The following is a 15,389-nucleotide window of genomic DNA, read 5'->3' on the forward strand; positions in this document are numbered from 1 at the left end:
GCGGCGCGCCATCTTAAGGCCTCGGCGGAGGAAATCGAAGAAGGTCGCGCGCGGCGCGGCCCTCAGGCCAGCGGCAGCTCGATGCGCACGCGCAAGCCGCCTTCGCGACGGTTCTGCGCGAGGATGCGGCCGTGCAGGGCTTCGATCACGCGCTTGCTGATCGCCAGGCCCAGGCCGTAGCCGCCGCTTTCGCGCTCGCGGGCGCGGGAGACGCGTACGAAGGGTTCGAACACCGCTTCGAGCTGGTCCTCGGGAATGCCCGGGCCCTGGTCCTCGATGTCGATCAGCGCGCACTGCCGCTCGCTGCGCAGGCGTAGGCTCACCCGGCTGTGCTCGGGCGCGTGGCGCAGGGCGTTGCGCAGCACGTTTTCGATGGCGCTGTGCAGCAGATTGGCCTGCGCCTTCACCTGCAGGCCGGGCGACAGCTCGCTGAGCACTTCGATGTGGCGCGCGGCGGCTTCGAAGCGGGCGTCCTCGCAGATGCTTTCCAGCAGCTCGTCCAATGCCAGCTGTTCTTCGCTGGCGGCGGTGTTCTGGTGCTCCAGTCGTGCCAGCAGGATCAGCTGGCCGATCAGCTCGTCCAGGCGGGCGGTTTCCTGTTCGATGCGATCGAAGTGCTGCGCCTGATGGGTGTCGCGCGCCAGCTCGGTGGCGATCTGCAGGCGCGCTAGGGGCGAGCGCAGCTCGTGCGAGACATCGCGCAGCAGCTGGCGCTGCGCTTCGATCAGGCGTTGCAGGTGCTCGGCCATGAGATTGAAGTCCTGCGCCAGTTCACCGATCTCGTCGCGACGCGCGACCACGCCGGCCGGGATGCGCGCCGTCAGCTGGCCCTTGGCCACCGCGCGGCTGGCTTCGCGCAGCGCGCCGATCGGCTGGGTGAGACGCCGCGCCAGATACCAGGCCAGGATGCTCATCACGGCGATGCCGATGCTGATCAGCAGCAGGGTGTCCATGCGGCGCATGTCGTCGCCGCGCGGCGGCGGCAGCACGGCAATCCAGCGGTAGCGGCGCCCGTCTTCGGCAATCACCGTGGTGGAACGCAGGATGCCGCCGCCGGGCAGCAGCACGCCGCTGCGGCTTTCGCTGACGGCCGCCAGGGCCTCACGCAGCCGTGGCGGCGGGGTCAGGCCGCGTTCCACCACCGGCAGCCCGCGCTCGTCGAGCAGCATGCGCCAGATGCCGTCGTTGCGGCGCATGTGCCGCAGCCAGTGTTCCAGTGCCTCGTCGCCGAGCTGCAGCTGCTGCAGCGCCAGCTGGGCCTCTTCGCGACCGTCGTACTCGTTCTGGCGCAGGCGCCAGAGCTGCGCGCCGATGGCGAAGCTGATCAGCACCGTGGCGACGATGGCCAGGCTGAAGAACAGGGTGAGGCGGGCGCGCAGACGCATGAGTGCTCAGCCGGGCCTGGCGTAGAGATAACCGCGATTGCGCACCGAGCGCAGGCGCGCGCTGCCGTCGCCGTGCGGACCCAGCTTCTGGCGCAGACGGCTGATGTGCATGTCGATGGAGCGGTCGAAGCTGCCGAGGCGGCGGTTGAGCGCGCGCTTGGACAGTTCTTCCTTGTTGACGATCTCGCCGGCCTGCTCGACCAGCACGCGCAGCACGTCGAATTCGGCACCGGTGAGGTCCACGGCGCGGCCGTCGACGCGCACGCCGCGCGAGGCCGGCTGCAGCTCCAGATCGCCGCAACGCAGCGGCGCCAGCTCCGCACCGGCCAGCTGCGTGCGGCGCAGCACCGCGCGCAGCCGGGCCGCCAGCTCGCGCGGGTTGCAGGGCTTGGCCACGTAGTCGTCGGCGCCCAGCTCCAGGCCGACGATGCGGTCGACGTCCTCGCCGCGCGCGGTGAGCATCACCACCGGAATGCGGTGGCTGGCGCGCAGCTTTTCCAGCACCTGGAAGCCGTCGGCCTTGGGCATCATCACGTCCAGCACCAGGGCCGCATGGCCGCCGCGCTCCACGGCCGCGATCGCCGCCTGGCCGTCGTGCACGGCGGTGACGGCGAAGCCCTGGCCGCGCAGGTATTCGCCGAGCAGCTCGCAGAAGCCGGTGTCGTCGTCGGCGAGCAGGATCGGAATGCTGGCGTCGTTCATGCGCGGGGCTGGAAACAGGGCGCGGACACCTTAGAACCTATCCGTGAATTGCGCACGTCTGCGACGGAGGCCCCAGTAAAACCAACTGGGCCGCAGGGCAGGGCGGCAGACGCGCCGCTTGGTGATTCCAAGCCAGCGGCGGCGGCCGGACGCAGCCACCACCGCAAGCCGCCCGCAGGCCCGAGCCCGGGGCTCAGGAGCGGTCCTCGCCGTCGCGGCGGTGCTCGCGGCGCTCTTGCAACTGTTCGCGGCGCTCCGCCAGACGCGACTGCAGGGTCTTGGCCTGTTCCGGGCTCAGCTGCGCCACCAGTTCGGCGGTGACGCGGGCGTCGAAGCGCAGGGTTTCCTGGGCCAGACCGGCGGCGTCCCCGGCCAGCTTGTCGACCTTCTTGCGGTAGTCCGGCGCCAGCGGGTCCAGATCGGCGAAGGCCTCGTGCAGGGCGAAGCGGCGTGCCATCAGCTCGCGATGCGGCGCGCGGTTCTTCTGCATCAGCTCGTGGATCTTGTCGCGCTGCGCCTGGCTCAGGTCCAGACCGCGCAGCAGGCGCAGCACCGGCGCGCCTTCCGGCCCGGGGCCGCGGTCTTCGCCGCGCCAGTGGCGCGGTCCCCGGTCGCCGCGCTCGCCGTCACGCGGGCCGTGGCAATGCGGATGCTCAGGCGGGCCGTCTGCGTCGGCCGGGGGTGCTTCAGCGCTGGGCGGCGCGGCGGCGGCCAGCGTGGAGGCGGTCAGGCTGCCGGTGCCGGCCAGGCACAGCAGCAGGACGGCAAGCGGGCGGGGGGTGTTCATGGTGGGGGCTCCGGTACGCCAGGTATCTATGGCGTCCACGTTATAGGGCCGCTGCGTGCAATGATGCTCTGCCAGTTTGTAAAGAATGGTAAAAACCCCTCGGATGCCGGCCGGTTTGTGCGGCGGCGCAAACAGTCTTTACAATGGTTTGGCGCGAGGTTCTGCAGGGACTTGCGAGCAGGCAGGCGCATGACGATTCGGCTAAAACTGATCTTGGTACTGATCCTGGTCAACCTGGCCATTGTGCTGGCGGGACTGGTGATGGTGCCCACGCTTGATGTCGGTCGCGACATCGAGGCGCATTTGCTCGGTCGCAGCAATCGTGTGTCGATGGCGGTACTGGTGCAGCGCGCGCTGCTGTCCCTGCATCAGGAAGCCAATTCGCTGCAGGAATCGGTGCAGGCGCAGGAAGATCCCACGCCGCATCTCGAACGTCTGCGCGCCGCCAAGACCGTGGTGGTCAGCCAGTTCGCCTTCATGCCGGTGCACGACGACGAGCCGGTGAGCGAGCTGCGGCGTTTCGTCGCCGAACGCAGCGCGCAGCTCGATCCCCTGCTCAGCCCGCCCATCGACGAGGCGCGCGCCCGGCAGATCGGGGTGCTCGCCGATGCGCTGTTCCAGCGCACCTTCCGTGATCTCGCCGCCCTGCAGGAGCAGGATGTGGCGATGAACATGGTCAGCGTCAGCAACGGCCTGGCGCAGATGCGGCGCGGCCTGATGTTGTCGCTGACTGCGGTGTTCGGCTGTCTGCTGCTGGTGGCCGCCACCTCGCTGCTGGCCTGGCGCCGCCTGATCGCACCGCTGGGCGTGATGTCGGCCAACCTCAACGCGGTGCTGCTGGGCCGCGAGCCGGAACTGCCCATGCGCGAGACCGCCGATGAGTTCGGCGACATCGTGCGCGCCATGCGCCGCATCCAGTCGCAGGCCGACCAGATCCGCCGTATCGCCTATCTGGATCCGGGCACGCATCTGCCCAACCGCAACAGTCTGGAAGCCGAGCTGCGCGAGGTGCGGCGCCTGCGGCCGATCGACGGCTCGCACGGTCTGATCGTGATCTGCCTGAATCTGTACGGCACCATCCGCTCCGGCTTCGGCCTGCGCCTGGCCGAGACCATGATGCGCAATGCCGGCGAGCGCCTGCGCAACCTCGATCCCCTGCCCACGCAGGTGTTCCGCATGGACTCCGACATTCTCGCGGTGCTGGTGGACCGCGGCAGTGCCGAGGCGGTGACCCGCGCCGATCTCAAGCGCGTCGCGGCCGAGGCCATCAAGCGTCTCTCGCAGCCGCTGGAGGTGGACGAGCAGCGCTTCCTGGTCGAGCCCAGCGCCGGCGCCGCCAATTACCCGGACGACGCCCGCGACCCCGAGGAATACATCAACGTCTGCCTGGAGGCCCTGCGTCTGGCGCGCGGCGACGGCAGCGGTCATCTGCGTTTCGGCGAGCGCGGCCATACCCACCGCCTGCGCCGCCATCTGGCGCTGGCCGAGCAGATCCGCAGCGGCCTGCGCGAAGGCCAGTTCGTGCCCTATTTCCAGCCCATCGTCGACGTGGCGCGGCGCAAGGTGATTGGCGTGGAAACCCTGGTGCGCTGGCGCCAGCCGGACGGCCGCGTGATTCTGCCGGCGGAATTCATTCCCATCGCCGAAAACTCCGATCTGATCGAGGAAATGACCCGCAGCGTGCTGGGCCGCGCCTGCCGCAGCGCCCGGGTCTGGCGCGAGCAGGGGCTGGAGATCACCCTGGGCTTCAACCTCTCGGCGCGCATGCTGCGCATCAACGTCATCGATACCATCCGCCGCGTGCTGCAGGAGACGCAGCTGCCGGCGGAGCTGCTGGCGGCGGAAATCACCGAGACGGCCTTGATGGGCAATGTCGAGGACGTGGGCGCGGTGGTGTCCGGCATGCACGGCATGGGCCTGCGCATCGTGCTGGACGATTTCGGCACCGGTTATTCCTCGCTGGCGCATCTGAACCGCTTTGCCGTCGACGGGCTGAAGATCGATCATGGCCTGATGCGTGACGCCACCCGCGAGCGCCGCTCGCAGGAAATCATCCGCAGCATGGTGGATCTGGCCAGCCGGCTGGAGCTGTCGCTGGTGGTGGAGGGCGTGGAGAGCGAGGACGATCTGCGCCTGATGCAGAAGCTCGGCTGCCGGCGCATGCAGGGCTTCTTCTTCACCCGCGCCCTGCCGGAAGAGCAGATCATCGACTGGCTGCGCGGCTACGAGGCCGGCATTCTGGCGGCCTGAGGCGCTGCGCCGAGGCCAAAACCAAAAGGAATCGCGCCAAGGCGCGCACGCCTTGCGCCGCTGCGTGATTCTTGCGCTTCAGCCGTTTGGCCCCCGGCCTGGCGGCGGGGCGGTACAATGCGCGCCGCCATGGATTCCCCCCTGACCGCCCATGCGGAGCGCACCGCGCGCCGCAGAACCTTTGCGATCATTTCGCACCCCGACGCCGGCAAGACCACCTTGACGGAGAAGCTGCTGCTGTTCGGCGGCGCGATCCAGCTCGCCGGTACGGTCAAGGGCCGCAAGGCCAGCCGCCACGCCACCTCCGACTGGATGGCGCTGGAGCAGCAGCGCGGTATCTCCATCACCACCTCGGTGATGCAGTTCCCGTACAACGACTGCATCGTCAACCTGCTCGACACCCCGGGCCACGAAGACTTCTCCGAGGACACCTACCGCACGCTGACGGCGGTGGACTCGGCGCTGATGGTGATCGACGCCGCCAAGGGCGTGGAGCCGCGCACCATCAAGCTGATGGAAGTCTGCCGTCTGCGCGACACCCCCATCGTCACCTTCGTCAACAAGCTGGATCGCGACGGCCGTCCGCCGCTGGAACTGCTGGACGAGGTGGAGAAGGTGCTGGGCATCCGCTGCACGCCGGTGACCTGGCCGGTGGGCATGGGCCGCGACTTCAAGGGCGTCTACCACCTGCTGGAAGACCGTTTCTACCTCTATTCCGGCGACAAGCTGCGCGTTTCGGAGATCGAGACCGTGGACGGTCTGGATGCGCCGGGCATCGCCGAGCGCCTGGGCGCGCCCTACCAGCAGCTGCGCGACGAGATCGAGCTGCTGCAGATGGCCGGCACCGAGTTCAATCTCGACGAATACCGCGCCGCCCTGCTCACGCCGGTGTTCTTCGGCTCGGCGATCAACAACTTCGGCGTGCGCGAGCTGCTCAACGGCTTCACCACCTGGGCGCCGCCGCCGCAGTCGCGCCATGCGCGCTGCCCGCAGGGCGAGCGCGATGTGCAGCCGGTGGAGGAGAAGTTCACCGGCTTCGTGTTCAAGATCCAGGCGAACATGGACCCGCGGCACCGCGACCGCGTGGCCTTCCTGCGGGTCTGCTCGGGGGTGTACCGCAAGGGCATGAACCTGCACAGCGTGCGTCTGGGCGGACCGGTGCGCGTCTCGCAGGCCCTGGTATTCATGGCCGCTGATCGGGAGGCGGTCGAGGAAGCCTATCCCGGCGATATCATCGGTCTGCACAATCACGGCACCATTGCCATCGGTGATTCCTTCTCCGAGGGCGAGGTGCTGAACTTCACCGGCATCCCCAACTTCGCCCCGGAACTGTTCCGCCGCGTCGTGCTCAAGGACCCGCTGAAGGCCAAGCAGCTCAACAAGGGCCTGGACCAGCTCTCCGAGGAAGGCGCCACGCAGGTGTACCGACCGCTGATCAACAACGACATCGTGCTCGGCGCCGTCGGTGTGCTGCAGTTCGACGTCGTGCAGTACCGTCTGAAGGACGAGTACAACGTCGAGGCAGTGTTCGAGCCGGTGCAGGTGCACACCGCGCGCTGGGTGGAAGCCGACGACGCCAAGCAGCTCAAGGAATTCCGCGACAAGAACGATGCGCGCCTGGCCCTGGATCACTACGGGCAGCTCGTTTATCTGGCATCCTCGTCCGTCAATCTGAGCATGACTCAGGAGCGCTTTCCGGCCGTCCGCTTCCTACAGACACGCGAACACGGTGTGTCATGAAGCTGCCCCAGGCCGCACCTATTCTGTTTCGCTTTGCCCCTGGCGCCGCGCCGCGTCAGGGTTTGTTCTTTGCCGTCCAACACTTGAAGCCTCCGCATGAAAGCCCCGCTTGAGTCCCGCCGCTTCGATCCCGAAAACTGGCCGATGCTGGTGCTGTTCGTCCTGCTGCACCTGGCCTGCTTCGCTGCCATCTGGACCGGGGTGCACTGGCGCGACATCGCGCTGTGCCTGGCGCTGTACGCGCTGCGCATGTTCGGCGTGACCGCCGGCTATCACCGCTACTTCGCGCACCGCGCCTACAAGGCCGGCCGCGTGATGCAGTTCTTTCTGGCGGCGCTGGCGCAGTCCTCGCTGCAGTCGGGCGCGCTGTGGTGGGCGGCCAAGCATCGCGACCATCACAAGTATTCGGATACCGAGCTGGACGCGCACTCGCCGCGCCAGCACGGCTTCTGGTTCTCGCACATGGGCTGGATCTTCAACAAGCAGGCCGCCGCTGCCGACTACGAGCGCATCCCGGAGTTCATGGCCTATCCGGAACTGCGCTGGCTGAACCGGCACCACTGGGTGCCGGGCACGATTCTCGGCCTGAGTGTGTGGCTGATCGGCGGCTGGTCGGCGCTGGTGGTGGGCTTCATCTGGTCCACCGTGCTGCTCTGGCATGCCACCTTCTGCATCAACTCCCTGGTGCACGTGTTCGGCCGCCAGCGTTATCTCACCGGCGACGACTCGCGCAACAACTGGCTGTTCGCGCTGCTGTCGCTGGGCGAGGGCTGGCACAACAACCACCACTACTACATGGCCTCGGCACGCCAGGGCTTCTACTGGTGGGAAGTGGACATCACCTATTACACGCTGCGCGGTCTGGAGCGGCTGGGCCTGGTCTCGGAGCTGCGGGATCCGCCGGCGCATGTGCTGGCCGGCACGCGTGCGGTCTCGGCGGAGATCAAGGAGCGTCTGGCCCGCGAACTGGCGCGGCGTTTCGACGCCGAGCGCGTGGTGCGGCGCATGCAGAAGCGCTGGGTGGAGCTCAATCGCGAGCACCGTCTCGGCGAATGGCGGCAGCAGTGGGCCGAGCAGCTGGCCAGCCGTCGCGAGCAGCTGGCCGCCGTGGTGCATGCCGAGCTGCCGAGCCTGGACCAGCTCTACCGTCAGGCGCGGCGCCGCTTTGCGCGCACCCCGGCGCTGGAAGAGGTGGTGGCGCGTGCCCGCGAGCTGCTGGCGCAGTCGGTGATGGCGCGACTGGAGACTGTGCCGGTCCGTGCCTGAGTCGCTGACCCCTGCGCGGCACGACCCATACGCCGCGCTGCGCTATCCGGAATTCCGCGCCCTGGCGGGCGCGGCCTTCCTGCTCAACAGCGGCATCCAGATCCAGGGCGTGGCGCTGTCCTATGAGCTGTACAAGCTCACGCACGATCCGCTGGCGCTGGGCCTGATCGGTCTGGCCGAGGCCCTGCCCTTCATCACCCTGGCGCTGTTCGGCGGCCATCTGGCCGACCGCCGCGAGAAGCGCGGCATCATCCGCGCCGCGCTGCTGCTGATTCTCGCCGGCAGCGTGTTTCTCACTTATCTGGCCAGCGCCGCCGGCCGCGCCAGCCTGCCGCAGGCCTGGTGGCTGCTGTGCGCCTACGGCGTGATTTCGCTGCTGGGTCTTGCGCGCGGATTTCTGTCGCCGGCCACGCAGTCGCTGCGCGCCCTGCTGGTGCCGCGCGAGATCTACGGCAACAGCGCCACCTGGTGGAGCACGGTGTTTCAGACCGCCTCGATCGGCGCGCCGGTGACGGCCGGGTTTCTCTACGCCGCAGTCGGCCTGTCCGGCGTGCTGTACGTGGTGCTGGGCATGTTCGCCTTGAGCTTTGCGCTCACCGGCGGCATCGCGCCGCGCGCGGTGGCGCCGCGTGCCGATCAGGGCTCGCTGTGGCAGAGCCTGGGCGAGGGCCTGCGCTACGTGTTCCGCACGCGCATGATTCTCTACGCCATCTCGCTGGACATGTTCTCGGTGCTGTTCGGCGGCGTGATGGCGATTCTGCCGGTGTATGCCAGCGACATCCTGCAGGTGGGGCCTGAAGGTCTGGGACTGCTGCGCGCGGCGCCGGCCATCGGCGCGCTGCTCACGGTGCTGATCTGCGCCTGGCTGCCGCCGCTGGGCAAACCCTGGCGCAATCTGCTGCTCTCGGTGCTGGGCTTTGGTCTGGCCACGTATCTGTTCGCGGTCTCGAAGCTGCTGTGGCTGTCACTGCTGGCGCTGTTTCTCACCGGCGCCTTCGACAGTGTCAGCGTGATCATCCGCAACACCCTGATGCAGGCGGTGCCGCCGGAACACATCCGGGGCCGCGTGATGTCGGTGAATGCGATCTTCATCAGCTCGTCCAATGAACTCGGCGCCTTTGAATCGGGCCTGGCCGCGCGCCTGATGGGTACCGTGCCCTCGGTGCTGGCCGGCGCCACCGTCACCCTGGGCGTGGTGGCCTGGATGTGGCGACGCTCGAAGGAACTGTTCGCGGTGCGCTTCTGAAGGCCGTCAGGCCTGAGACACGGCGATGCGGTAAGCACTCCACGGTTCGGGGCGCCGTGACCGTTCCTGAGGCGGAGTCGCGTCTCTGCGTTCTTTGCGCCTTGGCGTGAGGCTTCTGCGCTTCAGCGTTTCTTCTGCACGGTGTTGACCACCGTCGCGGCCAGGCCAAAGGGTCTGTCGCCCAGCAGCTTGAGCAGCTGCGCCGGCAGATGACGGCGGTCGAGCTGCAGCACCGAGAGCTGCGCCACGCCATCAGGCGTCTCGCCGGCCCAGGTTTCCGTCAGTGGCTGCTCGCCGGCCGCGCGCGGGCGGATGCCCAGGGCGGCGAGACGTTCGCTCTGCGGCAGCAGGCTGCTGGCGCCGGCATCGAGGGAAGCGGTGGAGGCCTGGATTTCGATCCAGGTGTTGAAATCCAGCTGCAGCAGCGGCTCGGCGAGACGCCGCAGCAGCGGCACTTCCAGCGCGCGGCGGCTGAGTTCCTGCACGGCGGCACCGGTGCGCTGCGCCAGCCGCAGGCCGCGTGCGGGTTTTGCCTCTTCGTGTGGCAGGGCTTCGTGACGCGGCGTCTGCGCTTTGCCGGCCTGCAGCGCAGGCCGCAGCGCGCTGCCGAGATTGGTCTGCAGGTGCGCGCGCAAACGCACGCGCTCGCCATCGGCCTGCGGCTCGCTGTGCATCTGCAGCTCGATCTTCCACAGCGGCTGGTTTTCGCCCACCGGAATCTCGGCGGCGAAGCTCAGGGTTTCGCTGTCGTTCTGCGGCGGCTGCGGCTTGCGGCGTGCTGACTTTAAGATGCCCACATGAATCCCGAATCCGAAACCTCAGGCCCATCTTATCGCTTCCGCGTCAGTGGCCGCGTGCAGGGTGTGTATTTCCGCCAGGCCACCCGCCAGCAGGCGGAAAAGCTGGGCCTGTGCGGCTGGGTGCGCAATCGCGCCGACGGCAGCGTCGAAGGCTTGGCCTGCGGCGCGCCGGAGGCCCTGGTGCGGCTGCGCGACTGGCTGCAGAAGGGACCGCCCGCGGCGCGTGTGGACACCCTGGACTGGCAGGCCAGCCGTGAGCCGGCAGCGCCGGCCGGCTTCGCGGTGCTGGCCACCGTCTGAGCGCTCAGGCTTTCAGCGATTCCGTCAGCTTCGTGGCATTGCGCGTGACGAAGGCGTAGATCGACAGCTGCGGATTGGCGCCGATGGAGGTCGGGAACATCGAGCCGTCGAACACCGAGAGATTCTCCAGCTCGTGGTGGCGGCCGTAGCTGTTCACCACGCAGCGCTTGCGGTTCTCGCCCATCGCGCAGCCGCCCATCAGATGCGCCGACACCACCGCCGTGCGCTGCTTGCGCATCGGCAGCTCGGTGATGGCCTGACGCGCCTGCGCCCAGCTGCTGTAGGCCTGCGCGTCGAGATGGATGGGGCGCACGCGCTTGGCGCCGGCGGCGAACTGCAGCTCGGCCATGCTCAGGTAGGCGCGGCGCAGGGTGTCCCAGAGCGTGTCGTGAATCTCGTAGTCGAACACCGCTTCGCCACGCGCGTCGATGCGCACGCGTCCGCCGGCTGCACCCTCGACGAAGCCGTCGCGCACCAGGGCGATGCTGGCCTGCGCCTGCGAGAGCTGCGCCATGCTGGCGGCGAGTTCGGCGCCGTACTGGCCCAGCACGATGGCGGCGAGCAGCGGCTGCAGCGGCGCGGCTTCCAGCTTGTAGCCGATGCCCTGTTCCGGCCACAGGAAATGATCGGAATAAACCGACTGCGGCGCGCCGTGATAGGCCTCGATGGGCTTGTCGAACTCGCCCACGCTCAGGTTCACCGGATGCACGCAGCTGTAGTTGCCGATGGCCTTGTGCGGATCGTGGGTCTGCGAGCGCAGCAGCAGGGCCGGGGTGTTGATCGCGCCGCCGGCGAGCACGTAATGGCGCGCGCGCAGCGTGAGCTTCGTGCCCTGCGGCTGACGCGTGTCGTGGTGCAGGGCCAGGGCCTCGATGCCCTCGACGCGGCCCGCCTTGAGCAACAGACGCTGGGCGCGGACGTGATGCACCAGCACCATGCCGCGCTCCAGCGCGGCGGGGATGGTGCTGACCAGGGCCGACTGCTTGGCGTTGGTGGGACAGCCCAGGCCGCAGTAGCCCAGATTCCAGCAGCCGCGCACATTGCGCGGCACGACCTTCCAGTGCCAGCCGAGCTTGTCGCAGCCATCGCGCAGCACCGCGTTGTTGGCATTGGGCGCCATCGCCCAGGGCGCGATGCCCAGGCGCTGCTCGGCGGCCTCGAACCAGGGCCGCATCTGTTCTTCACCGGCATCGCGCAGCTCCGCCGCCTGCGCCCAGTGCTGCAGGGTCTTGGCCGGGGTGCGGATGCTGGTGGTCCAGTTGACCAGGGTGGTGCCGCCCACGGCGCGGCCTTGCAGCAGGCCGATGGCGCCGTCGGAAGTCGCGCGGCCCGCACCTTCCTGATAGAGCTTGCTGTAGGCCCAGGACTCGTCGAACTTCTTGAAGTCGCTGGCGGTGTACAGCCCGCCTTCCTCGAGCATCAGCACCTTGAGGCCGGCGGCGCTGAGGATTTCCGCGCTGGTGCCGCCACCGGCGCCGCTGCCGACGATGATCACATCGGCCTCGAATTCGCGGTCATGGGTGAAGGCGGAGGCATCCAGCACCTGCCAGCCGCGGGCGATGCCTTCGCTGTAAAGATCGTTGATGGCCATGGCGATTAACTGTTGAGAGCGTTGAAGGCCCAGGCGGGCGGTCCGGGATAGCGCGCGGCGGCGTAGCCGCTGCTCTGGCCCCAGAAGGCCAGGGCGCCGAGCTTGGCCAGGACGCGCATCGCGGCATTGAGCAGGCTCAGGCGGCTGTCGCCGAAACGCTGCAGCATCGCCGTCAGATCCGCGGCGCTCGCCTCCGGCCAGGAGCGGGTCACGCCGCCGGCCAGACGCCGGAACGGTGCCCAGTGCAGCAGGTCGAGCAGCTGGCGCAGCTGCTGCTGGGCCGGGCCGCCCAGCGCCGCGCAGGCCAGATCGATGCGGCGCAGGCCCTCGCCGATCACGCCCTGGGCCGCGGCATCGCCCGGTAGCGCCGGACCGGCGCTGACCGCAATCAGCAGCGAGAACAGGGGCAGGTCCTCGGCGCCCAGCCACTGGTAGCCGGCTGCGGCGGGGGCGTTCTGGCGGCTGCAGCCGGACAGCTGCAGGGCGCCGCCCAGCACTGTGAAGGCGGCAAGGCTGCCGGCGCTGAGTTTGAGAAAGTCGCGGCGGTCGAGGCCGCGGCCGGTGTCGGCCTGGTTCACGTCGTGGTTCTCCCCGAAATAATTAAACGGTAGATTAATTAATCTGCCAAGAAAACGGCCGCTGCGCCAGGCAGCGGCCGTTCGCCCGGCCAAGCAGGCTCAGGCGGTGATGGCGCGGTTGTAGATGAAGTCGAAGCCGAACGTGCGGCGTGCCGCCTTGGCGTCCTGGTAGTCGGCCATGCGCGCCAGACGCGCCGGCACCTTCATGATCTTGTCCTGCAGTTCACGCGCCGTGGCGCTCAGGCTGCCCAGGTTGCCGATCTGCCAGAAGTCCAGCAGTTCATCGACGATCTTGCGGTACTGGCGCGCGCAGAAAATGCCGGCGCGGCGCACCACCTCGCTCATGTCGTCATAGCCGCTGATCGCGTGCCCGGGCATGGCGAAGCCCAGCATCACCTTGAGCAGGGAGTTCAGGGCGCGCTCGGGATCACGCTTGAGAATCGCGCCGAACACGGCGCGATAGAACTGGTAGTGGCGCGATTCATCGCCGGCGATATGCGCGAACACGCGCTGCGCCATCGGCTCGATGCTGGCGCACAGCCGGCCGGTGTTGGCGTGCGAAACCTGCGTGGCCTTCTCCTGCAGCGAGGTATAGGCGAGCAGGCGGTACGGGTCCTGTTCCCACTCCGGTTCAAAACCGGCTTCGATGTACTGGAACTGCAGGCGCTCCAGGGCGCCCATGTCGAACAGGCGCGCATCGCGCACGTAATCACGCAGCAGGCAGCCGTGGCGGTCCTCCTCGGCGGTCCACAGGCGGTTCCAGGCCGCCCAGGGCCTGCTGTTGCCCAGATGCGTGGAGATCAGGCGGTGGAAATGCGGCAGGCCTTCCTCGGTGAGCAGATTCAGGGCCACGGCCACGCGCACGGTGTCGGGCAGGCCGCGCGCGGCATCACGCATGCGCGCGATTTCGGCTTCGGCCTCGGCCGTCTGCTCGGCGTCTGCGGGAATCAGGTCATTGGGGAACCACAGCTTGCGGCGCTCGGTGTGCGCCTGCATCTCGGCCGCGACATCGCCCTCGACGTCGTGCAGCACTTCCAGCTGCTCCGGCGTCCCACACTGCGCAAAACGTGCTGCACCAGACATCATCAACTTACTCCGGCTCACTGTGCCTCTGACTACGAACGGCCTGCCCAAAGGGATGCCGACGTGGATCACAGTATACGTAATTGCCCTTACCCGCCACGCACCAGGCTGAGAAACTCTTCCCGGGTGCGGGCGTCCTCGCGGAAGCGGCCCAGCATCATCGAGGTGACCATCGAGGAGTTCTGCTTCTGCACACCGCGCATCATCGCGCACAGATGCTGCGCTTCGATGACCACCGCCACGCCATTGGCGCCGGTGACCTCGGCGATGCAGTTGCCGATCTGCTGGGTGAGGTTTTCCTGGATCTGCAGGCGGCGGGCATACATATCGACGATGCGCGGAATCTTCGACAGGCCGATCACCCGCCCGGCCGGCAGATAGGCCACGTGCGCCTTGCCGATGAAGGGAAGCAGATGGTGCTCGCACAATGAATACAGCTCGATATTGCGCACCAGCACCATCTCGTCATTGCTGGACTCGAAGATCGCACCGTTGACGATTTCGCCCAGATCCTGCCGGTAGCCGTGGGTGAGAAAGCCCATGGCCTTGGCGGCGCGGTGGGGCGTGCGCAACAGGCCATTGCGCTGCGGATCTTCGCCGATGGCTTCGATAATGGCGCGAAAATGCTCTTCCATCGCGGAACGCTCCGGATCGTCTGGTCTTGTCGTTGGAACGGCGATTATCCCATGATCGCGTGGCAAAGCTCGGCGGGCGCCGCCGGGGCGTGTCCGCCGCGCCGGTACAATAGGCAAATGGCCCGCAAATCCCCCGCACACGAAATCCGCGAAATCGGCGTCGATCTGATCCGTCCCGGCAGCCAGCAGGCGCGCCGGCACTTCGATCCGGGCGCTTTGCAGGAACTCGCGCAGAGCATCCGCGAGTCCGGCGTGGTGCAGCCGGTGGTGCTGCGCACGAGGGTCTGGGGTTATGAGCTGCTGGCCGGCGAGCGCCGCTGGCGCGCCGCGCAGCTGGCCGGCGTGCACGAGATCCCGGCGGTGATCCGCGACGATCTCTCCGACGCCGAAGCCTTTGTGCTGGGCCTGATCGAGAACCTGCAGCGCGAATCGCTCTCGCCCATGGAGACCGCCGCCGGCCTCAAGCGCCTGGGCGAGCTGTTCAGCCTCACCCACGCCGAGATCGGCGCGCGCGTCGGCAAGTCGCGCGAGTACGTCACCAACTATCTGCGCCTGCTCAATCTCGCGCCGGAAGTGGCGACGCTGGTCAACGAGGGTCACATCATGCTCGGCCACGCCAAGGTGCTGGCCGGCGTGGCGCTGGTGGAGCAGGTGCGCTGGGCCGACGAGATCATCCGTCACAAGCTCACCGTGCGTGAGCTGGAGCGCCGCCTCGCCGCCTCGCGCGAACAGAAAATGGTGTTCCGCCCGGCCAAGCCTTCCGACTGGCAGCGACTGGAGCAGGAACTCTCCGATCATCTGGCATGTCCGGTGCTGGTGACAGCCGATAAGTCCGGCAAGGGCGAACTGAAAGTGAAGTTCCACTCCCTGGACGAACTCGACGGTGTGCTGGCGCGGATCGGCTATGTGGCGCGCTGAGCACCTGAGTTATCAACAGCGCTTGGGGATAAGCCTGTCGATAAGCCCTGTCATGCAGCCGTCAAACCACGGTCTTACTTGATCCGGCTCCGGGACTGGCGATTTTTT

14 protein-coding genes are annotated in these 15,389 nt (G+C 67.9%); 6 read left to right on the forward strand and 8 right to left on the reverse strand.

Going from position 1 to position 15,389, the window contains the following annotated elements:
- Positions 1-62 precede the first annotated feature (62 nt).
- From BMY12_RS15195 to BMY12_RS15205, 3 genes are all read right to left on the reverse strand, one after another.
- Complete coding sequence (locus tag BMY12_RS15195) at positions 63-1,385, reverse strand: ATP-binding protein (protein WP_093288065.1); 1,323 nt, start codon at positions 1,383-1,385, stop codon at positions 63-65.
- Between the two features lie 6 nt (positions 1,386-1,391).
- Entirely contained in the window at positions 1,392-2,087 is a 696-nt protein-coding gene (locus BMY12_RS15200) for a response regulator transcription factor (RefSeq protein ID WP_177189024.1), read from the reverse strand.
- A 193-nt stretch (positions 2,088-2,280) separates the two neighbouring features.
- Positions 2,281-2,874: a Spy/CpxP family protein refolding chaperone gene (locus BMY12_RS15205; RefSeq protein WP_093288067.1), complete on the reverse strand. Its 594-nt coding sequence runs from the start codon at positions 2,872-2,874 to the stop codon at positions 2,281-2,283.
- Positions 2,875-3,063: 189 nt separating this feature from the next.
- Here BMY12_RS15205 and BMY12_RS15210 point away from each other — a divergent pair, with 189 nt between their 5' ends.
- The 4 genes from BMY12_RS15210 (at position 3,064) to BMY12_RS15225 (ending at position 9,376) form a co-directional block, all read left to right on the forward strand.
- Positions 3,064-5,124 carry a putative bifunctional diguanylate cyclase/phosphodiesterase gene (locus tag BMY12_RS15210; RefSeq protein ID WP_177189025.1) on the forward strand — a complete coding sequence of 687 codons (2,061 nt, stop codon included), beginning with the start codon at positions 3,064-3,066 and terminating at the stop codon, positions 5,122-5,124.
- 129 nt (positions 5,125-5,253) lie between these two features.
- A complete protein-coding gene (locus BMY12_RS15215; protein WP_093288313.1) occupies positions 5,254-6,864 on the forward strand; it encodes a peptide chain release factor 3 in 1,611 nt (536 codons plus the stop codon).
- Between the two features lie 96 nt (positions 6,865-6,960).
- A complete protein-coding gene (locus BMY12_RS15220) occupies positions 6,961-8,130 on the forward strand; it encodes an acyl-CoA desaturase (RefSeq protein WP_245732549.1) in 1,170 nt (389 codons plus the stop codon).
- Entirely contained in the window at positions 8,123-9,376 is a 1,254-nt protein-coding gene (locus BMY12_RS15225; protein WP_093288073.1) for an MFS transporter, read from the forward strand. Before BMY12_RS15220 ends, BMY12_RS15225 begins: the two co-directional genes overlap by 8 nt.
- Positions 9,377-9,498: 122 nt before the next feature.
- Here BMY12_RS15225 and BMY12_RS15230 read toward each other — a convergent pair whose 3' ends face one another.
- Positions 9,499-10,173 (reverse strand): hypothetical protein, encoded by a 675-nt coding sequence (locus BMY12_RS15230; RefSeq protein WP_093288076.1) that lies wholly within the window; start codon positions 10,171-10,173, stop codon positions 9,499-9,501.
- Here BMY12_RS15230 and BMY12_RS15235 point away from each other — a divergent pair, their 5' ends adjacent.
- The gene (locus BMY12_RS15235) at positions 10,174-10,476 is read left to right on the forward strand and encodes an acylphosphatase (RefSeq protein WP_093288078.1); all 303 of its coding nucleotides are present in this window, start codon (positions 10,174-10,176) and stop codon (positions 10,474-10,476) included.
- 4 nt (positions 10,477-10,480) lie between these two features.
- On the opposite strand, the gene BMY12_RS15240 is transcribed toward BMY12_RS15235, so the two are convergent.
- The 4 genes from BMY12_RS15240 to folE form a co-directional block, all read right to left on the reverse strand.
- On the reverse strand, positions 10,481-12,067 hold the full coding sequence (locus BMY12_RS15240; RefSeq protein ID WP_093288081.1) for a GMC family oxidoreductase: 1,587 nt from the start codon (positions 12,065-12,067) through the stop codon (positions 10,481-10,483).
- Positions 12,068-12,072: 5 nt separating this feature from the next.
- Positions 12,073-12,645, reverse strand: a complete 573-nt coding sequence (locus BMY12_RS15245; protein ID WP_093288083.1) for a hypothetical protein — start codon at positions 12,643-12,645, stop codon at positions 12,073-12,075.
- Positions 12,646-12,744: 99 nt separating this feature from the next.
- Positions 12,745-13,731, reverse strand: a complete 987-nt coding sequence (locus BMY12_RS15250; RefSeq protein WP_245732550.1) for an acyl-ACP desaturase — start codon at positions 13,729-13,731, stop codon at positions 12,745-12,747.
- An 86-nt stretch (positions 13,732-13,817) separates the two neighbouring features.
- On the reverse strand, positions 13,818-14,363 hold the full coding sequence (folE, locus tag BMY12_RS15255) for a GTP cyclohydrolase I FolE (RefSeq protein WP_093288086.1): 546 nt from the start codon (positions 14,361-14,363) through the stop codon (positions 13,818-13,820).
- A 117-nt stretch (positions 14,364-14,480) separates the two neighbouring features.
- On the opposite strand from folE, the gene BMY12_RS15260 reads away from it, so the two are divergent.
- Positions 14,481-15,281: a ParB/RepB/Spo0J family partition protein gene (locus BMY12_RS15260; RefSeq protein WP_093288088.1), complete on the forward strand. Its 801-nt coding sequence runs from the start codon at positions 14,481-14,483 to the stop codon at positions 15,279-15,281.
- The last annotated feature ends 108 nt before the right edge of the window (positions 15,282-15,389 follow it).

It is taken from the genome of Solimonas aquatica, from assembly GCF_900111015.1.
GTDB classification, from domain to species: domain Bacteria; phylum Pseudomonadota; class Gammaproteobacteria; order Nevskiales; family Nevskiaceae; genus Solimonas; species Solimonas aquatica.

What these genes read in the sequence shown, in the direction of transcription:
- BMY12_RS15260 (WP_093288088.1), top strand. Translation starts at nt 14,481, where the DNA reads ATGGCCCGCAAATCCCCCGCACACGAAATCCGCGAAATCGGCGTCGAT.
- BMY12_RS15220 (WP_245732549.1), top strand. Translation starts at nt 6,961, where the DNA reads ATGAAAGCCCCGCTTGAGTCCCGCCGCTTCGATCCCGAAAACTGGCCG.
- BMY12_RS15210 (WP_177189025.1), top strand. Translation starts at nt 3,064, where the DNA reads ATGACGATTCGGCTAAAACTGATCTTGGTACTGATCCTGGTCAACCTG.
- BMY12_RS15235 (WP_093288078.1), top strand. Translation starts at nt 10,174, where the DNA reads ATGAATCCCGAATCCGAAACCTCAGGCCCATCTTATCGCTTCCGCGTC.
- BMY12_RS15205 (WP_093288067.1), bottom strand. Translation starts at nt 2,874, where the DNA reads ATGAACACCCCCCGCCCGCTTGCCGTCCTGCTGCTGTGCCTGGCCGGC.
- BMY12_RS15200 (WP_177189024.1), bottom strand. Translation starts at nt 2,087, where the DNA reads ATGAACGACGCCAGCATTCCGATCCTGCTCGCCGACGACGACACCGGC.
- BMY12_RS15240 (WP_093288081.1), bottom strand. Translation starts at nt 12,067, where the DNA reads ATGGCCATCAACGATCTTTACAGCGAAGGCATCGCCCGCGGCTGGCAG.
- BMY12_RS15195 (WP_093288065.1), bottom strand. Translation starts at nt 1,385, where the DNA reads ATGCGTCTGCGCGCCCGCCTCACCCTGTTCTTCAGCCTGGCCATCGTC.
- BMY12_RS15250 (WP_245732550.1), bottom strand. Translation starts at nt 13,731, where the DNA reads ATGATGTCTGGTGCAGCACGTTTTGCGCAGTGTGGGACGCCGGAGCAG.
- folE (WP_093288086.1), bottom strand. Translation starts at nt 14,363, where the DNA reads ATGGAAGAGCATTTTCGCGCCATTATCGAAGCCATCGGCGAAGATCCG.
- BMY12_RS15215 (WP_093288313.1), top strand. Translation starts at nt 5,254, where the DNA reads ATGGATTCCCCCCTGACCGCCCATGCGGAGCGCACCGCGCGCCGCAGA.